At 37.4% G+C, this 23,984-nt stretch carries 23 protein-coding genes; 7 read left to right on the top strand and 16 right to left on the bottom strand.

Annotated elements, in window-relative coordinates; translation table 11 throughout:
- Positions 1 to 61: 61 nt before the first annotated feature.
- From ftsY to rpmB, 6 genes are all read right to left on the bottom strand, one after another.
- A complete protein-coding gene (gene ftsY, locus MP477_RS13875; protein WP_257190878.1) occupies positions 62 to 1,015 on the bottom strand; it encodes a signal recognition particle-docking protein FtsY in 954 nt (317 codons plus the stop codon).
- Positions 1,016 to 1,034: 19 nt separating this feature from the next.
- The gene (locus tag MP477_RS13870) at positions 1,035 to 1,190 is read right to left on the bottom strand and encodes a RidA family protein (protein ID WP_257190953.1); all 156 of its coding nucleotides are present in this window, start codon (positions 1,188 to 1,190) and stop codon (positions 1,035 to 1,037) included.
- Entirely contained in the window at positions 1,174 to 1,500 is a 327-nt protein-coding gene (locus tag MP477_RS13865) for a RidA family protein (protein ID WP_257190877.1), read from the bottom strand. Before MP477_RS13865 ends, MP477_RS13870 begins: the two co-directional genes overlap by 17 nt.
- Before the next feature lie 89 nt (positions 1,501 to 1,589).
- The gene (locus MP477_RS13860; protein WP_081989060.1) at positions 1,590 to 1,742 is read right to left on the bottom strand and encodes a DUF4295 family protein; all 153 of its coding nucleotides are present in this window, start codon (positions 1,740 to 1,742) and stop codon (positions 1,590 to 1,592) included.
- 19 nt (positions 1,743 to 1,761) lie between these two features.
- The gene (rpmG, locus tag MP477_RS13855) at positions 1,762 to 1,944 is read right to left on the bottom strand and encodes a 50S ribosomal protein L33 (RefSeq protein WP_027373683.1); all 183 of its coding nucleotides are present in this window, start codon (positions 1,942 to 1,944) and stop codon (positions 1,762 to 1,764) included.
- A 6-nt stretch (positions 1,945 to 1,950) separates the two neighbouring features.
- Complete coding sequence (rpmB, locus tag MP477_RS13850; RefSeq protein WP_002976757.1) at positions 1,951 to 2,193, bottom strand: 50S ribosomal protein L28; 243 nt, start codon at positions 2,191 to 2,193, stop codon at positions 1,951 to 1,953.
- Between the two features lie 239 nt (positions 2,194 to 2,432).
- Here rpmB and MP477_RS13845 point away from each other — a divergent pair, with 239 nt between their 5' ends.
- Entirely contained in the window at positions 2,433 to 4,142 is a 1,710-nt protein-coding gene (locus MP477_RS13845; protein ID WP_257190876.1) for a T9SS type A sorting domain-containing protein, read from the top strand.
- 906 nt (positions 4,143 to 5,048) lie between these two features.
- The gene (locus tag MP477_RS13840) at positions 5,049 to 5,222 is read left to right on the top strand and encodes a hypothetical protein (RefSeq protein WP_257190875.1); all 174 of its coding nucleotides are present in this window, start codon (positions 5,049 to 5,051) and stop codon (positions 5,220 to 5,222) included.
- A 365-nt stretch (positions 5,223 to 5,587) separates the two neighbouring features.
- Here the strand turns inward: MP477_RS13840 and lnt are convergent, their stop codons facing one another.
- Positions 5,588 to 7,222, bottom strand: coding sequence for an apolipoprotein N-acyltransferase (gene lnt / locus MP477_RS13835; protein ID WP_257190874.1), 1,635 nt, complete (start codon positions 7,220 to 7,222; stop codon positions 5,588 to 5,590).
- A gap of 55 nt (positions 7,223 to 7,277) precedes the next feature.
- Here lnt and MP477_RS13830 point away from each other — a divergent pair, with 55 nt between their 5' ends.
- Positions 7,278 to 7,691, top strand: coding sequence for a VanZ family protein (locus MP477_RS13830; RefSeq protein ID WP_257190873.1), 414 nt, complete (start codon positions 7,278 to 7,280; stop codon positions 7,689 to 7,691).
- Here MP477_RS13830 and proC read toward each other — a convergent pair.
- The 4 genes from proC to MP477_RS13810 form a co-directional block, all read right to left on the bottom strand.
- Complete coding sequence (proC, locus tag MP477_RS13825) at positions 7,681 to 8,484, bottom strand: pyrroline-5-carboxylate reductase (RefSeq protein WP_257190872.1); 804 nt, start codon at positions 8,482 to 8,484, stop codon at positions 7,681 to 7,683. The two genes, MP477_RS13830 and proC, sit on opposite strands and share 11 nt — an antisense overlap.
- 165 nt (positions 8,485 to 8,649) lie before the next feature.
- A complete protein-coding gene (gene murB, locus MP477_RS13820; RefSeq protein WP_257190871.1) occupies positions 8,650 to 9,663 on the bottom strand; it encodes a UDP-N-acetylmuramate dehydrogenase in 1,014 nt (337 codons plus the stop codon).
- A 3-nt stretch (positions 9,664 to 9,666) separates the two neighbouring features.
- Positions 9,667 to 10,152, bottom strand: coding sequence for a hypothetical protein (locus tag MP477_RS13815; RefSeq protein ID WP_257190870.1), 486 nt, complete (start codon positions 10,150 to 10,152; stop codon positions 9,667 to 9,669).
- A gap of 8 nt (positions 10,153 to 10,160) precedes the next feature.
- Positions 10,161 to 11,366 carry a pyridoxal phosphate-dependent aminotransferase gene (locus MP477_RS13810; protein ID WP_230040759.1) on the bottom strand — a complete coding sequence of 402 codons (1,206 nt, stop codon included), beginning with the start codon at positions 11,364 to 11,366 and terminating at the stop codon, positions 10,161 to 10,163.
- Positions 11,367 to 11,612: 246 nt separating this feature from the next.
- Here MP477_RS13810 and MP477_RS13805 point away from each other — a divergent pair, with 246 nt between their 5' ends.
- The 3 genes from MP477_RS13805 (at position 11,613) to MP477_RS13795 (ending at position 15,781) form a co-directional block, all read left to right on the top strand.
- A complete protein-coding gene (locus MP477_RS13805) occupies positions 11,613 to 13,226 on the top strand; it encodes a T9SS type A sorting domain-containing protein (protein ID WP_257190869.1) in 1,614 nt (537 codons plus the stop codon).
- Between the two features lie 190 nt (positions 13,227 to 13,416).
- Complete coding sequence (locus MP477_RS13800; protein WP_257190867.1) at positions 13,417 to 15,216, top strand: T9SS type A sorting domain-containing protein; 1,800 nt, start codon at positions 13,417 to 13,419, stop codon at positions 15,214 to 15,216.
- A gap of 109 nt (positions 15,217 to 15,325) precedes the next feature.
- The gene (locus tag MP477_RS13795) at positions 15,326 to 15,781 is read left to right on the top strand and encodes a DUF1801 domain-containing protein (protein ID WP_257190866.1); all 456 of its coding nucleotides are present in this window, start codon (positions 15,326 to 15,328) and stop codon (positions 15,779 to 15,781) included.
- Between the two features lie 119 nt (positions 15,782 to 15,900).
- Here the strand turns inward: MP477_RS13795 and MP477_RS13790 are convergent, their stop codons facing one another.
- The 5 genes from MP477_RS13790 to MP477_RS13770 form a co-directional block, all read right to left on the bottom strand.
- Complete coding sequence (locus tag MP477_RS13790; protein WP_257190865.1) at positions 15,901 to 17,169, bottom strand: TolC family protein; 1,269 nt, start codon at positions 17,167 to 17,169, stop codon at positions 15,901 to 15,903.
- Complete coding sequence (locus MP477_RS13785; RefSeq protein ID WP_257190864.1) at positions 17,159 to 20,254, bottom strand: efflux RND transporter permease subunit; 3,096 nt, start codon at positions 20,252 to 20,254, stop codon at positions 17,159 to 17,161. The genes MP477_RS13790 and MP477_RS13785 overlap by 11 nt, the downstream gene beginning before the upstream one ends.
- A gap of 107 nt (positions 20,255 to 20,361) precedes the next feature.
- Positions 20,362 to 21,465, bottom strand: a complete 1,104-nt coding sequence (locus tag MP477_RS13780) for an efflux RND transporter periplasmic adaptor subunit (RefSeq protein WP_257190863.1) — start codon at positions 21,463 to 21,465, stop codon at positions 20,362 to 20,364.
- A gap of 28 nt (positions 21,466 to 21,493) precedes the next feature.
- A complete protein-coding gene (locus tag MP477_RS13775) occupies positions 21,494 to 21,778 on the bottom strand; it encodes a cation-transporting P-type ATPase (protein WP_257190862.1) in 285 nt (94 codons plus the stop codon).
- 114 nt (positions 21,779 to 21,892) lie between these two features.
- Complete coding sequence (locus MP477_RS13770; RefSeq protein WP_257190861.1) at positions 21,893 to 22,591, bottom strand: MgtC/SapB family protein; 699 nt, start codon at positions 22,589 to 22,591, stop codon at positions 21,893 to 21,895.
- A gap of 531 nt (positions 22,592 to 23,122) precedes the next feature.
- Here MP477_RS13770 and MP477_RS13765 point away from each other — a divergent pair.
- Entirely contained in the window at positions 23,123 to 23,983 is an 861-nt protein-coding gene (locus MP477_RS13765) for a DMT family transporter (protein ID WP_257190859.1), read from the top strand.
- Position 23,984 lies beyond the last annotated feature (1 nt).

Genomic DNA, 23,984 nt, shown 5'->3' with positions numbered 1-23,984 from the left:
TTAAATGTTAATATTTTTTTTAATAATTTGTTTACTAATATAAGGGAAAACATGATATAAATCATCTTTTCTTGAAGAATGAGTCTACAAATTCCGTACCATTAAAAAGCTGTAAATCCTGCATTTTTTCACCTACGCCTATATATTTTACAGGAATCTGGAACTGATCTGAGATGCCGATAACAACACCTCCTTTAGCTGTTCCGTCTAATTTGGTGACCGCTAATGCATTTACTTCGGTAGCGGCTGTAAACTGCTTCGCCTGTTCAAATGCATTCTGCCCTGTAGAGCCGTCAAGAACCAACAGGATCTCATGAGGAGCATCAGGAATAACCTTTTGCATTACTCTTTTGATCTTGGAAAGTTCATTCATCAGATTTATTTTATTGTGAAGTCTTCCGGCAGTATCTATAATAGCAATGTCTGCATTTTGTGCTACAGCGCTTTGTACGGTATCAAATGCTACAGAAGCCGGGTCGGAGCCCATTCCTTGTTTTATGATAGGAACACCCACTCTTTCGCTCCAGATGGTAAGCTGATCAACAGCTGCTGCTCTAAAGGTATCTGCGGCCCCTAAAACTACTTTTTTACCTTCTGATTTGAATTGGTGGGCAAGCTTTCCGATAGTTGTTGTTTTCCCTACACCGTTTACTCCTACTACCATAATAACATATGGCTTTTTGGAAGCATCAATATTTCCGGTTCCGGCATGAGGATTTTCAAGAAGCAGTCCTGAAATTTCATCACGGAGAATTTTATCCAATTCGTTTACACTAACATATTTGTCTCTGGCAACACGTTCTTCAATTCTTCCTATAATCTTAATCGTAGTAGAAGCACCTACGTCAGATGCAATCAGTATCTCTTCAAGATTATCCAGTACTTCATCATCTACTTTACTTTTACCGACTACGGCTTTCGTCATTTTTTCAAAGAATCCCTGGCTGGACTTTTCCAATCCTTTATCTAAGGTTTCTTTTTCTTCCTTTTTGAAAATATTTTTAAACCAACTCATAGTTTTAGTTTATTCTTATTTATTTTTTAATAACTGCTGTGGCTTCTACTTCTATAAACACATCATTTCTGAACAGGCTGCTCACTTCTACAAGACTGCTTACCGGAGGGTTTTGAAGGTTGACATAGGCATCCCGGACTTTTCTGAAATCCGGTGTTTTAGACATATCTGTGATAAATATTCCTAATTTTATAATGTCTTTCGCTGTTCCTCCATATTCTTTCAGAACCGTAATCTATATTTTTGAATATCTGCTGTGTTTGCTCCTCTACATTGTTCCCTATCAGGTTTCCATCCGTATCAAGGGGAACCTGCCCAGACAATAAAACCATTTTAGAAGTTCCACAATCAATACTTACTGCTTGTGACAATCCTTTTATGTTGAAAACTTTTGGAGAATTTTTATATTCTAAGATATTCATAGTTTTCTGACTGAATGAAAATAGAAAGATGGCTGTGCAAAACAGAACAAGAATCTTTTTCATATTTTATTGATTAATAATCTGGTGAACAAAGATAACAAAAAAACTACCCAAAATATGAGTAGTTTTTTATATTGTAAATAAAGTCCCGATTATTTTTTCAAATAACCATCAACTTCGTCTGCATTCATTACTTTTTCTTCGAAAACGTAAGCTCCTGATTTAGAAGACTTAGTCATTTTCACCACTTTAGTCATTTTTTTAGACTGACCGCTTTGTAGGGTTGCTACTACTTTCTTTGCCATTGTAAATTATATTTATAAATTACTTGATTTCTTTATGAAGGGTAGATCTCTTAAGAACAGGATTGTATTTTTTCAATTCCAATCTTTCTGTAGTGTTCTTTTTATTTTTTGTAGAAATGTATCTAGACATTCCTGGCATACCGCTTTCTTTGTGCTCTGTACATTCAAGGATTACTTGAACTCTGTTTCCTTTTTTTGCCATGATGTATTAATTCTTTTTAATCAATCCGTTTCTAGTAGCTCTTTCAATAGCTTCTTCGATTCCAATCTTGTTAATCACTCTCAATCCATGAGCTGATACTTTCAGTGTTACGTGCTTATCTTGCTCCGGAAGGTAAAACTTCTTCTCCAATAAGTTAATTTCAAAACGACGCTTCGTTTTGTTATTAGCGTGAGAAACGTTGTTACCAACCATTGCACGCTTTCCTGTTATTTGGCAAATTCTTGACATATCTCGATGTTCTTATTTGTATAATATTTGAGAGTGCAAAATAACGAAGAATTTTTTAGATAGACAAATCTTTTAGAAAATATTTGAAATAACTTACTGATTAATAATATTGATTTTAAAATAGCCGAATTGCCGGAATAGGGTTGTAGAGCAGGCCTGATATATTTCATGCAGACTTTCTTCATGGAAAATAATTTAATACTTTATCTTTGTTTTTAATTAATCTAAATAAAAATAATATGAAGAGAATTTATATTCTGTTATCTATGGTGCCGATTTGTTTAGCCGCTCAGAATTTCGCCGAAATACAAACAGGGATGAACAACTTTTATTATTCTGCGGCGGATATCGCTGATATTGATCATAACGGGACTATGGATATTGTATTCAATGGAGCTATAGATTCAGATGGAGATGGAACAGCGGATATGACTTATAATGAAGTTTACAAGAATAATGGTTCCGGATTATCTTCTTATGCCGGGCTTGGAGTAGGACCTACGCATTTAGGAGATATAAAGTTTATTGATTTTAACAATGACGGACTGCTGGATATTGTCTCTACAGGGCTGAGCTATATGGATGTGGTTAATTATAAACAATACAGATTCAGAAATACAGGAACAGGTTTTGTAAAAGAAGAAAACCTTTCCGGAAAAATTTACGGATCTATAGAGGTTTGTGATTTTAATCATGACGGAAAACAGGATTATGCACTTAATGGAACCCAATACTCCCATGGGGGAGGTTTTAGAAACAGCCTGGATTTTTACCGTAATACAGGAGCTGGTTTTGACATGACTGAAAACTGGGTAGATGGAACTCAGAACGGTAGTTTTAAAATCGTTGATCTTAATAATGATCAGCTTTTAGATCTCGTAATCATTGGATCGGATATCAATGGAGCACCTATCTCCAGGGTGTACATGAATCAGGCCGGAGTGTTGACATTTGTTCAGGATTTTGAACCTCTGACAAGCGGAAAGATAGATTTTGCAGACTTTAATGCGGATGGTTTCCAGGATATTCTTGTGGCAGGAAAGGATGATAATGATAACGGATATTTTGCGGTCTTAATGAATGATGGAACAGGTACGCTGATCACTCATCAGCTTAATCTGCCGGATATTTCTGATGCCTCTATAAGCATTGGAGATGTAAACAATGACGGGTATTATGATTTTATTATTTCCGGAAATGATAATGATGCAGCTGTAAAAACCTATCTGTATAACCCAAACACTCAAAACTTTACTGAAGGAACTACTACGGGAATATATAACCTGGGAGGTCCGGGAGTTGTTCAATTATTTGATTTTGATAATGATCACCATCTGGACGTTTTATTGAGCGGATTTGATTGGTCAAATCCTGATATGCCTTCCCTGACGAAGATTTTTAAAAATACATCTACAGAAGCCAATGCCAAGCCTACACCTCCCACCAATCTGAATCTGACAAGAAACGGAAACAGGTTTGATTTTGCGTGGAGTGGTGCCACAGATGATAAAACACCTGCCAGTGCTTTACGATATGAAATCAGTGTAGGATCAACTTCCGGAGCGATAGATATTGCTAAATATATAGTGACAACCCCATCATGGTTTCTGGAGCTGGATCCTTCTGTTCAGAATGTATACTGGAGCGTAAAAGCAATAGATGCGTCAAAAACCTATTCTAATTCTTCTGCAGAAAACAGCACATTGGGAACCCGTGATATCATGACCAGCCAGCAGCTTGTCGTATATCCGAATCCTGCTTCTGAGAAAGTATATATCAGAGGGGGAAAAGTTTCGGAAGCTGAAATGTTTTCAATGGACGGTAAAAAACTGAATGTTATTTTGAACAGTGACCAATCTATTACTGTCTCTCACTTACCAAAAGGAATTTATGTATTAAAACTGAAGATAAAAAACGAAATAACCACCAAGAAACTTACGATTAAGTAATTGAATCATTCTATCTTCTATCAATGAGAAAAGCCAGACGTCCAGCTGGCTTTTCTCTTTTTTTATTTAAAATTTCTGAATGATCTGTAACATCAACGAGAAGATATGACTTTGCATATCATACAAATTAAGTGGATGCTTGTGTTGAAGATGATACTTTGCTTTGTTATTAAAATGGGTAACTATTAGAAATAATTTCCATTATTTGCTTTCAACAGCACTGATTGTATTTTACAGCTGAAATATTGAAATACAAAGAGAAAGAATAGAGGGAAATAGAGTAAGAAATATCTTGGTAAAGGGGCTATAGAATAAAATAACAGATAAAATATAAATAATATCCCAAGAAATGCTGCTTGAAATGTAAATCCTGATCTTGACTTTTGAAATAATATATAAATTAACAGCAGATTAAAAACTAATAAGCTAATACTGTATAAATAGGGCACTGTATTACCTGAGAAGTTATAGTTCCCCGGATAATAGTTTAAAAAATTAATTCCGATTTTCTTTAAACTATTTTCAATAAACAATTTAGGATGTGTTGAAATAAAATTCTTGTTGAGTTGATTGAGATAGGTATCTATTTGTTTTTCGTTTTCGTAATGAGTTCGGAGATACTCATCCGTTAATATTATTTTTTTTGACGGATCATAGGGGAAATTGTCACTTGAAAATATATCATATTTTTCATGATTTCCTTTTGCAAAATTATAACTTAAAGAAGTTGAGTAATGAAAAGTTCCTATTTTTTCATAATTTCTTATACACCAGGGGAGGTAGGCGATGAATATGAATGCCAATAGAAGCAGGAGGCTGTAATACTTTATTCTTTTATACAATATGAGCACAAATGCTGAGAGAATCATTAAGAATAAAAATTCATACCGGATATATAATCCCAGTATGGATACAATTGAAATCAGTACTAAATTTTTGTGGGTGATTTTTTTTGATAATTTCAATAGTAAAGCAAAAAAAACATTGAATATAGAGATTGTAAGTGCAAATGAACTGATTTTTGTAATGCCAATAAGAATAGGCGGAAAGAAAATTATGCATACAAAAGCAATAAAGTAATTATTTTTATTCTTATCATTTTCTTTAAAACTTTGAACAAGCGATAAGACTGAAAAAAATAAAATAACAGATTGTAAAATACAGGATATCATTATCCATTGCGGAATCTTAAAAATACTTTGTATCAAAAGTAAATAATAAGGATATAAGGGAGGCATATAGGCAGAAGGTTTACCTAGATAATAATAGTCATGGTAATCCGCAAAATTTTGCATGATGACTTTCCACTCAAATACGAGTGTGGCATTTTTGCTTAGATAGGATACTACTATAAAATACAATAGAAAAATTATAAAATATCTATATCTGAATATTTTTTCCTTCATTTTTCCTATGCTCTAATACATTCAATCATTCTATAAAAACTAAGCTTTCTTTGTTTTTCTTTTGAACCATTCAATCAGAAAATAAAACAATAAAAATCCTAAAGCAAATATTGAAAACCTTGAAAGAAGATCTCCGGCTCTGGTATAGAAAGTCATCGTATCATAAAGATTTACTTTGGCAAATAAAGTAGTCTGATCACCATAAAAAGTATCAGCTACCACTTCTCCTTTGGCATCGATATGTGCGGAAATTCCACTATTGGCAGCACGGGCAATTTCTCTCCTTGTTTCAATAGCCCGTAATCTGGCGTAAGATAGAAGCTGTTTGTGTCCTTCAGAAACTCCCCACCAGGAATCATTAGTCATGATGCCTAAGAAATTGGCTCCTTTTTTTACATAATCGGTAACAAACTCGCCATAAATGCTTTCATAGCAGATGATAGGCGCTATTTTACCTTTATTGTAAGGGTTCGAAAAAGCTAGCCTTTCTTTATCTGTGCTTAAAGAAGCCACTGTGCCTCCCAGATTGAGCATGGCATCTCCTAATAGAGGTTTAAGAACACTCATATATGGAAAGATTTCAACTCCCGGAACAAGTTTTCCTTTGTGATAAACCTGTGTTTTCTGATTGGGAGCTAACTGAATGGCTGTATTGTAACTCGTTACCCAAACTCCTGAATTGATCTGGTAAGCTTCTTGAGGGATATTTTGCGGATCAAAATAAAAACGGTGAGAAGAAATTCCTGTAGCAAAAACAGATCCGGGATGTTTTGCTAAAAACTCTTTGATATTGTTTAAAAGTAAACTCTTTTCAAAGCCGGTTTCAGAAATTGAACCTCTACCCGGAATGGCTGTTTCCGGAGCCATGAAATAATCAATTTTTCCTTTTGCATTATTTTCAGCCAGCGTTAGCAAGTCATTTTCAATGGTAAGGCTGTCTTTTGAGTATTTTTCCATGTATGGATCAAGATCGGGCTGAAGCATCAGTACGTTTACCTGTCCCGATGGTTTCTCATTAAAGCTGTTGTACCTGATTAATGAAATAATCATGGGAACGGCAATTAACGCTACTACAATGGAAGAGTTTTTAATCAGATCTTTTCTCTTTCTTCCGGCTTCCCAGGTTCTCAGGGTATAGAAAATTAAAACGTTGATCAGTAAGATCCAAAAACTTCCTCCCGTAGCTCCCAGGGTATCATACCATTGGATAAGCTTAGGATATTCAGAAAATACATTTCCTAAATTCAGCCAGGGCCATGTCAGTTCCCAACCCAGATGAAATTTTTCAAAACTCATCCAGATGGCGATCAAAAATCCTAAGCCCCAATAAGTTCCCTGAGCATTTTTGTACCAATGATAACATTGGAAAACTAAAGAATATAAAAGTGAATTGACCAAAACTGGGAATACCACTGCCATCATGGAATGGCTTCCATCCGGATTTTTAGAGCCATAAAGCCATCCTGTAGTGACGATGTTCCAAATGATAAAACACAGATAGGAAAGTCCGAAAACCATCCAGCTTTTTCTTGTATAGCTGGAGAATTTTGAAATTCCATGTTCCATCATCAGTAGAGGAACAAGGGCAAAAAATATAAAAAAAGGAACTCCATAAGTAGGCCATGAAACCGACAGCAGCATTGCTGAAATAAGTGTAAGTAAAACGTATTTCATTAATTTATTTTAATATACAAATTTAATGTTTTTGAAATGAATATCTTAGCACCTGATGTTAAAGAAAGTATACAAAATTGTAATTATTCCCTATACCTTATTTTTGCTTTACCTGATGTTTTTGGGGATGGGCAGATATCAGTATGAAGATAATCTGATTACTGTAGAACCTATTTTTTCTACAATCAAATTTATTCAGACTACAGATGAGTGGAGAGATATTGTGATTATTGTATTAGGGAATATTGTTATGTTTGTTCCTTTTGGTTTTCTGGGCTGGATTTTTCCAGGGCTTAAAGATATGAAAACATTGTGTATCACTTTCATTTCAGCTATTGTAATTGTAGAAGCACTCCAATACTTTACAAGAATGGGGATATTTGAGGTAGACGATATCCTCCTGAATACTTTCGGGGTGTATTTGGGCTGGCAGATCAGAGTATTTTTAGAAAAAAAGTTTAATTGTTGAGTTCTTTAGCACGCTTTTCAGCATTCAGAATTCCCTGTTTTAAAATATCTTTAAAGCTGTTCTCTTCAAATGTCTTTAAGGCAGCTTCCGTAGTTCCGCCTTTGGATGCCACATCTTTAATCAGCTCTTCAAGGCTTTTTTCAGAATTGTTGATCAGATGGTAAGCACCCAGCATTGTTTGTTTTACAAAAAGCTTGGACAGGTTTTCTTCAATTCCCATCTCAATTCCTGCTTTAATCATGGCGTCAATGATATAGTAGAAGTAAGCAGGTCCGCTGCCTGATAATGCGGTAACACCATCCAAAAGATCTTCATTTTCCAGATAGACAGAGCGCCCGGTGCTGTTGAGCAGTCTTTCAATATTGATTAACTGACTGAAAGAAATTCCGTCTGCAGCAGTATAACCGGTAATTCCCATACCTAAAAGAGTAGGAGAGTTAGGCATTGCCCTTACCACAAGTGGATGATTAAGTGATTTTTGGATTTTATCAATATTGATTCCAGCCATGATGGATAAAACCATCTGGTTTTCTTTTAATGTAAACTGAATATTTTGAGCAACAAGCTGGAAATCCTGAGGTTTCACAGCGATAATGACCAAATCTGCATCCAGTTCTTTAACCTCGCTGAAAGTTGAAATTACAGACTTGGGAAAGTCCTCAGCTATTTTAGCTACTTTAGATGGATTTCGGATGATCAGATGAAGGTGTTCAGGTTTGATCAGTTCGTACTTCAAAAAAGATTTTGAAAAAGATAGCCCCATATTTCCGGCTCCCAGAATCGCTATTTTCATATTGTGCCTTTATTTTCAGCTAAAATAATGATTTTATGGAAAATGGGTATGAACTATTATAGGATAATTGCCATTGTTTTTGCGATTACCAGTAATACAAAATTGTGTACTGACAAAACTGTAAAATTAAAGGCTGTTTCACTATTGAAGCAGCCCTTGTATTTATTATATGATGTTCACTTCGCGTTCAAGCTCTATTCCAAATTTCTCTTTCACGGAGTTTATAATTTCAGTAGAGAAATCAAAAATTTCCTTGCCGCTTGCCTTTCCGGTTGCATTGATGATCACTAATGATTGCAGCTTGTGTGAGGCTACATTTCCGATCTGTTTTCCTTTCCACCCACATTGTTCAATCAGCCATCCGGCAGGAACCTTTACCCTATTTCCGTTAGCATATCCCTGAATATTCTCAAATTTCTGTTGTAAATCTTCAAACTGAACCAAAGGAATTGTAGGATTTTTGAAAAAACTTCCGGCATTCCCGATTTCTTTAGGATCCGGCAGCTTGCTTTGTCTGATATTGATCACTGCTTTAGATACATCCTGAATACTAGGGTTTTCAATACCCAGATGTTTCAGTTCAGATTGAATAGCGCCGTATTCTGTTTTTACATGATGTTCTTTTTGAGTCAGCTTAAAAGTAACTTCCATAATGACATATCTGCCTTTTCCTTCCTGTTTAAAAAAAGAATCCCTATATCCGAATCTGCATTGTTCAAGGTTGAATGTCTTCACTTCAAGGTCTTCCAGATCCAATACTTTACAGCTGACAAAAACATCTTTAATTTCAGTTCCGTAAGCCCCGATATTCTGCATGGGAGAAGTGCCTACATTTCCGGGGATTAAAGACAGGTTTTCCAGTCCGCCATAATTTTTCTGTAAGCAATACATCACAAACTCATGCCAGTTTTCACCAGCTTTGGCTGTGACAAGTATTTCACGATCACTAAAGTTTTCTTCGGATATTCCTTTTAAATTAAGCTTAACAGCAAGGCCGTCAAAATCCTTAGTCAATAAAATATTACTTCCGCCGCCCAAAAAAAGAAGGGGAAGAGACTGAGATTTTGAATAGCTGAGCGCTTCTTTTAATTCCTCGATATTGCTGACTTCAGTAAAGTATTTAGCATTGGCGTCAACTCCAAATGTGTTGTAAGGTTGTAAGGAAAAATTTTCTTGCATGTTTTATTTGTATTCTTTTGGCAGAATGTGGTCTATTTGTTCTTTAAGCTGTTGAAATTGATTGTAATGTACAGTATCAACATAAGCGTTTACATAAATATGTGACTTTTTAGGAGTACGGATTTGAAAAGTTTCATCTATACCGTCTACAGATTGTTGGCTTGGAGAACTTTTTATATGATCAAGATCCACCATATGAATGGATGAGGTAAGCTGTTTCCAGGTATCGGCATTGATAGCAGAATGCCATTTCTTGTGATTTTGAGTGGAAGTTGTTCCTTTTTCCGCAGTGATGGAATCTTTGGTGACTTTTATAATCCTGTAGTAGCCGAGACTTCCCCCAATATTGGAAATGCTGATAGACGTGATTTCATAGGGGTTCTTAGGGACTGTTTGTACCGATTCCTTTTTGTCACAGGAAAAAAATGCCGACAGCAAAAAGATCGAAAACAGTATTTTCAGATATATATTTTTTGTTGTCGGCATCATATTATAATTTATAGGCTAAATTCTTCTCTGTACTTTTTTAAAGCTTCTTTAAGGATTTCAGCACTTTTTCTCAAATCTTCTTCTTTAAGAACGTAGGCAATTCTTACCTGTTTTTTACCTAATTCCGGATTGCTGTAGAATCCACCGGCAGGAGCTACCATAATGGTTTCCTTATTCAGTGAATATTTTTCCAGTAACCATTGTGCAAATTTTTCTGTATCATCTACCGGAAGCTCGGCAACACAGTAGAATGCCCCTCTCGGTTTAGGACAGATTACCCCTGGGATAGCATTTAACAGGTCTACCAATACATTTCTTCTGTGGGTGTATTCTTCTCTTACAGCTCTAATGTAAGCGCCATCGTTCTGGTGTGCGGCAGTTGCTGCAATCTGTCCCAAAAGAACAGGGCTTAATCTTGCCTGGGCAAAAAGCATTGCTGCATTACGGATTTTTGAAGAACGGGTAAGCATACATCCTATTCTTACGCCACACATAGAATAACGTTTGGATTCCGAGTCTATAATGATGCAGTTTTCGCTCAATTCAGGGAAATCAAGCATTGAAATTTGCTGCTTCCCATCATATACATATTCTCTGTACACCTCGTCAGAGATGATTACGATATCATATTTTAAAGCAATTTCTGCAAGTTTTTGCAACTCTTCACGGGTATACAGGTATCCCGTTGGGTTACCAGGATTACAGATGACAATAGCTCTTGTTTTTTCTGTGATTTTTTTCTCAAACTCTTCTATTGGAGGCAGGGCAAAACCTGTATCAATAGTAGAAGGAACTGCTACTACATTGACATTAAATGTACTGGTAAAACCATTGTAGTTTGCATAATAAGGCTCAGGAATAATAACCTCATCACCATCATCACATAATGTAGAAATGGCAAAATTAAGGGCTTCAGATCCTCCGTTGGTAACAATGAAGTTGTCCGGTGTCAAATCAGCAAAACCTAATGAATGATAATATTCAGTAAGGGCTTTTCTGTATTCTATATTACCTTCAGAAAGGGCATATTCCAATACTTTTAAATCAATATTTTTTAAAGCATTTAAAGCTGTTTCCGGAGTTTCAATATCAGGCTGCCCGATATTAAGGTGGTATACTTTTATCCCTTTTTGTTTTGCTTGTAATGCGAAAGGAACTAGTTTTCTTACCGGCGATGGCGGCATGTGCAGTGCTCTGTTTGAAATATTCGGCATTGTTTAAAAAATTTGTATGGCAAAAATAAGATTTAATTTCCCAATAATAAAATCTATAAATAAATTGTATTTGAAGAATAGATTGATTTATAGTTTTTTGATATCTCTCGTTTTATAGAATTATTTAGAGGTATTTTGTTTTTATTGTTATGTTTTTTAATTGTAATAGTTTTTTTTATTGAAATAACATGTAATTACAATTAAAGTTGTTTTTTTTGTAATTTTATTGGATAAATATTAATAAATATGAAAACAAAATTATTTTTAAAAACAATGTCTGTTTTTGCTCTTTTTTCAGCGTCAACTATGATTGCTCAAAATTTTCAGACTATGCCTATTCAGTCTGGGTACACGGCTGATGTAATTGCTAATGGAGCTGGACCTTCTATGGGTTCCACTACTATGGATGTGGATGGAGCAGACTATGCTCTTGTAGCAAGAGACTTTCAATTAACCTCTTCCAGTACACCGCTTACTTATGGGATTCCTTCTGACGGTATTATCAATTCAGCTGTTTCCGGAACGTCTGGTCTTAGTTATCAGCTGGGAGACTTAAGCTCTGATAATTCATTAAGGCTAACCAATAACGGAGATACCGGAACGCTTGTATTTACTACACCAACGGCAGCTCTTAAGTTGTATATGCTTTCTACAAGTGGTAGTGGAGCATCTACCGTAAATGCAACAGTAACCTTTACAGATAATACGACCCAGGTATTTTCTGATATTAGTCTTTCTGATTGGTATGGAGGTTCTAATTATGCCATTCAGGGAATTGGAAGGATTAATAGAAATAATGATAATTTAGAAGCAAGTTTTAATGGTCCTAGATTGTATCAGTCTGCATTAAATATTGATGCCATTAATCAATCTAAACTTATACAAAGTGTTACAGTTGAAAAAAGTGGAGGCTCAGGCATTCCAAACATTTTTGCATTTTCTGCATCTATTATAATTCCTCAAAATTTTCAGCCATTGTCTGTTCAATCCGGATACACAGCTGACGTAATTGCTAATGGAACCGGGTCCTCTATGGGTTCCACTACCATGGATGTGGACGGGGTATCCTATGCTTTTGTAGCAAATGATTTCCTATTAACATCTTCCAGTACACCAATTACTTATGGTATTCCTTCTGACGGTATTATCAATTCGGTTGTTGCCGGAACACCCGGTCTTAGTTATCAGCTGGCAGATTTAAGCTCTGATAACTCATTAAGGCTGGCCAATAACGGAGATAGCGGAACGCTTGTATTTACCACACCAACGGCAGCTCTTAATTTGTACATGCTTTCTACCAGTGGCAGTGGAGGATCTACCATAAATGCAACAGTAACCTTTACAGATAATACGACTCAGGTATTTTCTAATATTAGTCTTTCTGATTGGTATGGAGGTTCTGGTTATGCCATTCAGGGAATTGGAAGGATTAACAGAAATAATGATAATTTGGAGGAAAGTACCAGTGATCCTAGATTGTATCAGTCTGCATTAAATATTAATGTAGCAAACCAATCTAAACCTGTGCAAAGTGTTACTGTTACAAAAAGTGGAGGCTCAGGCATTCCAAACATTTTTGCATTTTCTGCCAATAAAAATATGCAGCTGAGCACCTCTGAAATGAAAGGGATTGTAAAGAAAACAGCTGTTCATCCCAATCCTTTTAACGATATCTTGTACATATCAGATACCAGGAATGTAAAATCCGTAACGATCGGAGATACGGCGGGAAGAATAGTAAATACCATTGAAGGTCCTGTAAAAGAGCTTAATTTAAGTATGCTGAAATCCGGGCTGTATTTTGTAACCCTTTATTTTAAAGATGGTACACAATCTACCGTAAAGGCTATTAAGAAATAAGTTTTTATGTAAAGAATTGTATGGCAGTATAGTGATGTACTGCCATTTTTTTATCCTGTGTTGAATTTTTTTTTTTATTTCAATAAATATTATTTTTATTTAATTATAATGCGTTTTCTTTTTGAAAATGATGATAAAATACTTTTAATGTTATTTTTTTTATAAATTTACTGGATAAATATTAATCAATATGAAAAGAACATTATTTTTTGGAGCTTTAAGTATTACAGCTCTGCTTTTTACATCATCAATGATGGCTCAAAATTTTCAAACCATGCCCGTTCAGTCGGGATATACAGCTGATGTTATCGCCAATGGGATAGGATCTTCTATGACTTCTACAACAATGGATGTGGATGGAGTTTCCTACAATTTTGTTTCCAGGGACTTTCAGCTCGCTGCGAGTAGTACACCGCTTACTTACGGTCTTCCTGTCAATGGGATTATCAATTCAGCGGTAGCTGCAACGCCGGGTTTAAGCTATCAGCTTGGAGATTATTCAGGAAATAATTCTTTAAGAATTAACAGTAATACCACAGGAACAAATACAGGAACCCTGGTATTTACGAATCCTGTAGCCGCTTTTAAGTTATATATGCTTTCTACCAGTGGAAGTGGTAGCTCCACAGTAAATGTCACCGTTAATTTTACAGACAACACGACTCAGGTTTTTACCGGGCAAACGATCACCGACTGGTACGGAGGAGCTAATTATGCCATTCAGGGGATCGGAAGGATTCTTAGAACTACAGATGTATTGGATGCTAATTCTATTAATCCGAGATTATATCAGACTATTCTGAATATTGATGCTGCCAACCAGGCAAAACCCATTCAGAGTGTTACGATAACCAAAACCAATAGTGGAGGTGTAGCCAATATTTTTGCCTTCTCGGCTGATGCTTATACTGATTGTGTAGCTCCTACATTATCTGCTACAGGAACGGTTACCTCAAATTCTGCAGATATTTCATGGACGGTTCCTGCCGGTACACAAGCCGTAAGCCATGATATTTATTACAGTACAAGTTCTACAACTCCTACCAGCGCTACAGTTCCAAGTTATTCGGATGTAACAGGAACCTCTTATACATTGGGAAGTTTAGCTCCAAGTACAACCTATTATTATTGGGTAAGAACAAATTGCAGTACTGCAACGGGTGAAAGTGCATGGTCATTCTCTAAATCATTTACTACGTTATGTGGTGCCTTAGTACCTCCATATACCAATAATTTCAGCAGCGTTCCGGGGACATGTTGGGCTAATAATATCTCCGGAGGAAGCCCTTCCACAGGATCTACCGGAACTACGGTCTATTGGGATCAGCGTAATTTCTTAAATGCATCAGCTAACGGACCGTCCGTACATATGAATTTATATTCTGCCAATAGAACAGGATGGCTTAAAACAGTACCGTTCGATCTTTCAGCAGGGGGATATAGAGTGAAATTTAACTATGGTGTTACCACTTATTCCGGAACGGCTACCTCTTTGATGGGTGCTGATGACCTTGTTCATTTCATGATTTCCGAGGACGGAGGAACTACGTGGACGATATTACAAACCTGGAACACGGCTAATGGACCTTCCAATACATCGAATGAATATACTTATAATTTAACGGCCAATACCAATGCCAGTACGCTATTTGCATTTTATGGAACTTCCGGAACGGCAAATGAAGGTCTTGATTATAATTTTTATATAGATGATTTTACTGTTGAAAGTGCTCAGCTGAGTACTTCGGAAGTAAATAAAACAACAAGGAAAGCTGAAGTTCATCCGAATCCTTTTAAAGATATCCTCTATATATCAGATACAAGAGAAGTGAAGTCTGCCACAGTGGGAGATCTGTCAGGAAGAATAGTGAATACGATTGATGGCCCTGTAAAAGAGCTTAATCTAAGTATGCTGAACTCCGGATTGTATTTTGTTACCCTTTATTTTAAAGATGGTACTCAATCTACTGTAAAAGTTGTTAAAAAATAAGTTTTTTTTATGTAAATAATTGTATGGCAGTATAGTGATGTACTGCCATTTTTTTATCCTGTGATGAAATTTTTTTTATTAATTTGACCCCTTTAAAAACGAACTGAAAATGCAAATTTTATCTAAGTCGATCGAAGATTATATTTCAAAGATTCCTGAAGACAGACAGGAGGCTTTCAGGAAACTTGTTGATATCATTAATACCAACTTACCGGAGGGGTTTGAGGATGCCACCAATTATGGAATGATAGGCTGGGTTGTCCCCTTGAAAACATATCCTGCCGGATATCATTGTGCTGCCAATACACCTTTGCCTTTCATTAATCTGGCTTCTCAGAAAAATTTTATAGCATTATACCATATGGGGCTGTATTCCAGGCCGGAACTTTTAGAATGGTTTGTGGCCGAATATCCAAAATACTCCAGGAGAAAACTGGATATGGGAAAATCCTGTGTCCGTTTCAAAAAAGTGGAAGATATCCCTTTTGAATTAATTGCTGAGCTGAGTAAGAAAATGACGCCTGAAGACTGGGTCAGTATTTATGAATCTCAATACAAGAAATAAGTAAAAAAGCTCCGGAATCATATAGGTTTCAGAGCTTTTTTAATAAAGGAAAAAAAGGAATATGGAATTAATCTGTAGTCTTATAGTTTTTTGATGAAAAATGTTCTCAGTTTTATTTTCTAAAATTCAATATCCCAGATTCCGGCTTTCCGCTCAAGTTCAATTAAAGCAGCGGCATTCTCTGCAAGAGCCTGGTAATAGTCTTTCCTGGTACTGTTGTAGGTTCTCTGGGCATTCAGAACCTCCAGAATAGAACTTTCCCCTCTTTTGTAGCTGTACGTAATCCCTTCCAATATACTTTTGGCCTCAGTAAGCATTCCGTTATGGAACTGTTTTACCTGCTTCTGAGTGGCTGTATATTGCTGATAAGCCTGCATCACATCTGCCCGTATGCTTTGCTCAATCTGTTGGTATTCAACCTCAGCCTGAGAATGGGCCATTTCTGCTATTTTTAATCCTGCATTTCTTCTGTTTGAAAATTTCAAAGGAATGCTAAGTCCTATTTTTACTGCATTTACGGTTGGTGAAGGAGCTATTTCATTGATGGCCTCAGTATGTCGCTCTGCACCGGCACTGATTCCCAGGTCTATAGCACGGTTGGCTTTTTCAAGGCTGATCTGGCTTTGGGTAATTTGTGTATTTTGCTTGGCTGCCAATACATCTGTTCTTTCATTCAGTGCCTGGAGGATCAGATCATCTACACTGAAATTTCTGTTGAAAGCATTAAAATCTCCGGTAACCTCTCTGCCGGTCATTTTGTGGTCACTGAGAAATACCGATAAATTGGTTAATGCTTGCTGCTCTGCACTTTCAGCCTGAAATACTTCGTTGAGTATGGAGGCAGCTTCCAGTTTACTCTGTTTTGCTGTAACCAGTGATATTGTTCCCAGGCGGTATCGGATGCTGTCGGACTTGGCCAGTTGCAGTACGTTTTTGTATGAATCCTGCTGTACTTCCAGAAGAGCTTTGGATTTTAAAGCATCAATATATCCTAAACCTGCATCAGCACGGAGATTTCTGAAAAAATCCTGCAATTGTATTTTGCTAAGTTCAGATTGATTTCTGGCCAGATTTATTCTGGCTTTTCTTTTACCTCCCAGCTCCAGCGTCCAGCCGATGGATGCTCCGTAAACATACCCCATATTTTCTCTTACCCCATTGTTGGTGGTTTCCATTTCCAGTTGCGGATCCGGAAACATACCTGCAGTCTGGATGGATGCTTCAGCTATACCTACGTTATATTTTTGGGCGGCATAGCTGAGGTTTTTCTTTCCTACAAGACTCAGGTATTCTTCAAAACGTATAAGTTCTTTTTCCTGTGCCTTTAGTATACCTGTCATGCTGAATAACACAGCAAATAGTATGATAAACTGAGCTCTAATTTTCATCTGATTCTAAATTTTGTTTTTCATTGCGACGTTCAGCCATAAAATAAATAGCTGGCAGCACAAACAGTGTTAAAATAGTAGAGAACATCAACCCGTAAACGATCACCGTAGCCAGAGGCCGTTGTACATCTGAACCGATTCCTGTAGCCAATGATGCCGGGAATAGTCCGATTACTGCAACGGTGGCCGTCATCAGTACCGGCCTGAAACGATCTTTTGCCCCTTTGGTGACTGCAATATTCAAATCATAACCTTTTTTACGAAGGTCATTGATATGAGAAATCATGATGACCCCGTTTTGAATGGCTACCCCAAACAGTGCAATAAACCCGACAGCAGAAGAGACATTAAGAGACATTCCGCGTATATTAAGAGCCAGCATTCCACCGAATAGTGCCAACGGAACGATAGACATAAGGACCAAAGCCTGTCTGAAATCACCAAATGCACTATACAGTAACAGGAACATAATCGCCAACGCCAGCGGAACAATAAATGCTAACCTGGAATAAGCCCTGTTTTGATTTTCAAACTGACCACCCCATTTGATCTGGTATTTTCCGTGATCGTATTGAATGTCTTTTTCAATTTTATCCTGAGCTTTTTTCAGGAAAGAAGAAAGGTCAGTACCTCTTAAATTCAGTTTTACAGTGAGGTGACGCTTATTCATTTCTCTGGTAATGGTACTTTCACCGGTGCTTAATTTTACCTCTGCTACCTGCGACAATGGAATTTTTGCCCCGGAAGCTGAGGTAAGCATCAGATTTCCTATTTTATCCGGAGTATCGCGGCTGTCTTCGGTGTACCGGCAGGAAATATCATATACTTTATTGCCGATAAAGATTTGAGAAATCGCTTTTCCCCCTAATGCAACTTCAATAAGGTCTGCTACATCTGCTACATTGAGGCCGTATTGAGCAATTTTGTCCCTGTCGGCAATAATTTGCAGTTGAGGTAAAGGAGGTTCCTGATCGATGGCAAGGTCAGCAGAACCAGGAATTGTATTCAAAGTAGACATTATGTTTTCAGCAATTCTTCGGGTTTCCTTAAATTCTTCGCCGTATACTTTTACAACCAGTTCACTATGTGCCCCGGAGATTTTATCCATAACCCCATCAATCATAGGCTGTGAAAAGCCTACGGTGAATCCCGGCATATTTTTATAATCTGCATCCAGTTCCTTAATTAAATCTGCTTTAGTTTTTCCGGAAGGCCATTCGCTGTAAGGTTTTATACCAACAGATACTTCAAAATGAGAAGCGGTCCATGGGTCGGTGCCATCATCATTACGGCCTGTCTGGATCATCATATAGGTAACTTCCTGATGTTTCAGTGTTCGGGCACGCAGGGTATCACTCATTTCTTTTGATTTGGCTAAAGAAATACCGGGGGGAAGTTGTACCTGAAGCCATATAGATCCTTCATCCAGCTCGGGAAGGAAATCTTTTCCTACAGTATAAGAAAGTATTCCTGCAGATAATAATACAATGCTGACCGGTATAATGACTTTTTTAGGAGTCTGCATGATCTTTTCTATTCTTTTTCCATAGGCAGTACTTATTTTTTCCAGCCATTTGTTATGATATATTTTTTGTGGTTTACGGTAGATCACATAGGCTAATCCGGGAATAAGAAGCAGCGCTACAGCGAGTGCTCCCAATAAGGCATAACCTACGGTGAACGCCATTGGGGTAAACAGTTTTTTCTCTACTCTTTCAAACGCGAATAACGGGAGATACGCGGTAATGATGATAATGGTGGAAAAGAAAATAGGCTTGGCTACTTCAATCACTCTTTGGGTAATTGTTTTTTCTTCGAGAGTTTCCTCTGCATTATCCTCTCTTTTTTTCAGGATAGTTTCCAACATGACAATGGCGCCATCTACAATAATCCCAAAATCGATGGCTCCGAGTGAAAGGAGGTTGGCAGGAATATTAGTGAAATGCATTAAGATAAATGCAAACAATAAGGAAAGCGGAATGGTAATAGCAACCAATAATGCACCTCTCCAGCTTCCCAGAAATACAATCAGTACAATAATAACCAGTACAATTCCCTCAGTAAGGGTATGGGATACGGTGGTAAGGGTTGTTTTTACAAGGTCGGCTCTGTCCAGGAAAGGATGAATTTTTACCCCTGAAGGAAGGGTCTCATTATTCAATTCCTCAATAGCCTGATGAACACCTTCTAGTACTTGTGACGGGTTTTGTCCTCGTAGTAAAAGTACAATTCCTTCTACGCTTTCGGAGTAGTTGCGTTTTCTGTCTGTATAGCTTAGAATGCCTTTTCTTTCCAGGTTTCCATATTTTAATGTTCCCACATCATTCAGGAAAACAGGAACTCCATTCTGTGTTTTAACTACAATTTTTCCAAGGTCTGTTAGATCTTTTACCAAACCTATCCCCCGGATCACATAGGCCAGGTTTCCCCGGGGTAGCATACTCCCGCCGGCGCTTACATTATTTCTGGAAATAGTTTCCGTAACTTCAGATAATGAAAGACCATACTGCTCTAGTTTATGAGGATCCAGTTCGATCTGAAACTGGGTAGTAATACCCCCAAAATTAGTCACATCAGCAATTCCTGAGACCTGTTTAATGCGTGGAATAATCACGAAATTTTGTAAATCGGTAAGTTCCCGCAGACTGTGGTTGTTGCTTTCGATAATATAACGATAGACTTCGCCGATAGGAGAGGTAAGAGGATCCAACCCCGGCTGTGCACCATAGGGAAGCTCCACATCGGTCAGTCTTTCCTGGATTCGCTGTCTGGCCCAGTAATCATCTACACCGTCATCGAATACCATTGTAATAATAGAAAGTCCAAAAGTGCTTTTGCTTCGCATAACATGCATTCCCGGAAGCCCATTCAAAGACCGTTCTAACGGAATAGTAATTTGCTGTTCTACTTCTTCAGCAGCCAGTCCCGGTACCTGTGTAACCACCTGTGAGCTGACATCGGCAATGTCAGGATAAGCTTCTATGGATAATCTGGTCCAGGAATAATAACCAAAAAAGCCTAGTAAAAGGAAGAGCGCGAGCATCAGCCACCTCTTCTGTATAGAGATTGTAAGTAATTGCTTCATAATTCTTAATTTTTGTACAGCGTATAAAATCTTACGTATCATATGTTTGTACTGAACAGGATACGGTACTTTATAGTTTTTAGATTGTACATTTTATCATATTCATATTATTTTGCCTCCAGCATATAAATTCCGCCCTCAGTCATAATGGTCTCTCCCGACTTCAATCCGGAAATAATTCTTACCGATTTCTGGTCAGTTTCACCCGTTGTTACGGATTTTTTGGTAAATTGGTTCTTACCCGTTTTTATCCATACATACTGAGTGTTGTCCTGCTGCATTAAAGCGGTAACGGGGATCATAACTGTTTTTTCGGGAGTTGTTGAGAAATTAACGGTGGCATACATACCCGGCTTTAACTTTCTGTCCGGATTATCACATTCTATAAGGACTTTTATACTTCGGGTATTCTCGTCTACTATTTCATTAATATGATATACTTTTCCTGTAATATTCCGATCCGGATAAGCGCTTATTTTTACGGAAACGTGATCACCGTTATTGACAAAACGAATGTCTTTTTCTTTAACATCCCCGGAAATCCATACTTTGGAAAGTTCTGCAATAATAATTACAGGATCAGCGTCACCTTTCAGATACTGACCGTTAACAATCTTGTTGGAAATAATTTCTCCATTGATAGGAGCTCTTACAATAAGGGGGCTTCCTATACCTCCTCCTTTGCTGTTATATACCTTCAGGGCAGAGGAGGCATTAGAAAGTGAGGTCTTTTTATTTTTAAAATCTGTTTCCGCTTCATCCAGCTCTTTTTGAATACCGACCCCATGTTTTACCAGATCCTGCTGACGCCTGTAATTTTTCTCTGCCAGCTGCACATCATTTAAGGCATCTGTATAATCCTTCTGAACTGAAAAATAATCGGAAGAAAGGATTTCAAAAAGCGGGCTTCCCGCAGAAACATTTTGACCAAGCCGGATAAAGGATTTTGTAATTCTTCCGGAAAAAGGACTGGCAATTTCTGCATAATGATTGGGAATAGCCTGGATAGTTCCTGCAGACACCACCCCATCACTGTGCTGCTTTTCGGTGATCACTTCTGTCTTAATGGTTTTTAAAACAGGATTGTTTTCAGGAATAATCACATGATCTCCCTTTACTTGAAGATCCTGGCTTTGTGGGTTTTCTCTTTTGGAATCTTTACAAGAAATAATAAAAGCCAAAAGCAGTATTGATAATACAGTATTTTTCATATAAATATTTATAACCAATGATTTATTTTTAATTGAGAGCCTGTAATGCAATAGTTACATCGTTTATTTTCAGTTGCTGCAAACCTATTATAGCCACTGTCCAAATTTTTTGATGAACCGTTGTTTTACAAACTGAGTGAGGATACAATATCCTGTAAGAATGGCAGTCAGATAAGGGAAATACCCCATAGTAGTGGGCAAACTGCTTCAGCCATGAAGGTGCTTTCTGAGTGGCAATTTCATTTTTACCATATATTTTTAAATGGTCTTTTACGGTGTTTTCGCTTAGCCCTTCTTCTGAAGTTTCCAGCATAGCATAAATCATTTTCGTTCTCTGAGGCAGCTTCTTTCAATTTTACAAGCGCTGCGGAATTGAGATTTTTGTTGGAATATTTTTTTAACATGGCTTCAGGGTTGGTGTTAAATGTTATAAATCAGTTTCAGTACCTATAATTTCCCAGCTTACCCTGATGACTTTATCTTCAATAGTAAGTCTGCTGGTTATTTTTTCCATGAAACTGTCCTGTGGAGTAGAAGCGTGAACTTCTGCTGTAATGATGGCATTTTCAGGAACGCCATTGTCATCACTGGTGAGAGATTTCAGTAATATTTTATCATTCCCGCTTAAAGACTGCATCAGCTGTACCCGGATGTGGTTTTCCACCTCACTTTTACATTTGATACTGATTAAATATTCGGTATAAAGATTTCGGCTGCTGATAGTGTTGCCAAGCTTTACTCCTAAAGGACGGAGAATGACATGTGTGAGAATAATAAACCCGCTGGTAATAGCTGCTTCAAAAGGAAGGCCTATAGCGCTAAGAGCTCCCACGGAAGCCGAACACCAGATAGTAGCTGCCGTATTGAGTCCCCGTACAGTAAGCCCGTCTTTCATAATGACACCTCCTCCCAGAAAACCTATGCCACTCACAATATAGGAAGCTATTCTGCCTGTAGCATCACCTCCGATTCTGATGGAAAGCAGAACGAAGGCCGCAGAGCCAAGGCATACCAGTGTATTGGTACGGAGACCGGCACTTTTTTGGCGCCACTGTCTTTCAAAACCAATGCCGGCACCCAGGAGGAATGCTGTGAAAAGACGGAGGGTAAATTCTAGTGTATTCATAATCTTTTTGTTGTATGGCATGCAGCCGATATACAGAAAGATATATTGCTGAATGCTTAGTTAGTGTAATAATGAAGGATCAGTATCCATAATGGTTTTTATTTGCTGCAAAGGTATTCCTCCTTTTGGAGGGAAGCCGTTAGAAAAGCTTTAGAATGTTATTAGAAAATGATTAGAGAAAACAGAAGGAAAATGACCTTTGAAAATGAATGTATACATCGGAATGTATCAAATGATATTGTGTATAGGATTTAAAAAAAAGACCTATGTTCTCACCGTACATCATCATCTGAACCGGATAGAATAGCAGGAAACCTTGAAAGGATTTGGAAAACATAATTAGGAAATATTCATTAACTAAGTCTTATGAATTAATGAAAACTGTATCCATTTTGAAAGATAAAATTTCAATACATTTGACGGCAAGCTATTTTGCATTCGGAATTTCCCGGTTTATAATGATAAAATAAGAGTTTGCCTAATCCCGGAAAATTCTTTCCAAAGTTGTTTTTTAAGTTATAAATTTTAGAAATGAAAAAGTCTAATGTAGCTATATCGGCTACACTTTTAGCAATAATTTGCGTGCAGGGTGGGGCTTCCATTGCCAAGCAGCTTTTTCCAGCCATTGGTGCTATTGGTACCGTTAGTTTAAGAATTGTTCTCTCTGCTGTGTTGCTCACCTTAATTAACCGTCCGAAATTTTTACAGTTTACAAAACAAAAATGGAAATACTGCGCTCTGTATGGCATTGGGCTGGCGGCGATGAATCTTATTTTCTATATGGCTATTCAGCGAATTCCATTAGGATTGGCTGTTACGGTAGAATTTGCAGGACCTTTATTCCTGGCGTTGGCACTGTCGCGTAAGTTACTGGATGTTGTCTGGGCCTTATTAGCCTGTGTAGGGATTTTACTGATTGTACCCTGGCAGAGTAATCATATAGATTTAACAGGCCTTGGGCTGGCTTTTCTGGCAGGAATGTTTTGGGCAGGTTATATCGTAATGGGTGGAAAAGTATCTAAAATAATGGATGGAAAAGATGCTGTTACTACCGGGATGTTATTTGCGAGTCTTGTGATTATTCCTTTTACCATTTGGGATGGTGCGGTTTTCAATCTTACACCAACCCTTTTTATAAAGGGGCTTGGAGTTGCTATCTTATCCAGTGCGCTGCCGTTTTCTCTGGAAATGATGGCGTTAAAAAGACTTCCGGCCAAAACCTTCAGTATTCTGATGAGCCTGGAACCTGCATTTGCTGCTTTTTCAGGATTATTATTCCTCTCCGAAAGTTTAACCTTTTTACAATGGATATCCATTGCCTGCGTAATAGCAGCCAGTATAGGAACTACTGTTTTCAGTAAAATTTCAGTGGAACAGGATGGAAATAGTTAAA

Origin of the sequence: Chryseobacterium sp. WG23 (assembly GCF_024586575.1) — a bacterium.
Lineage (GTDB): Bacteria > Bacteroidota > Bacteroidia > Flavobacteriales > Weeksellaceae > Chryseobacterium.
The sequence above is the reverse complement of the archived record's forward strand: the minus strand, read 5'-3'. Positions and strand labels throughout refer to the sequence as shown.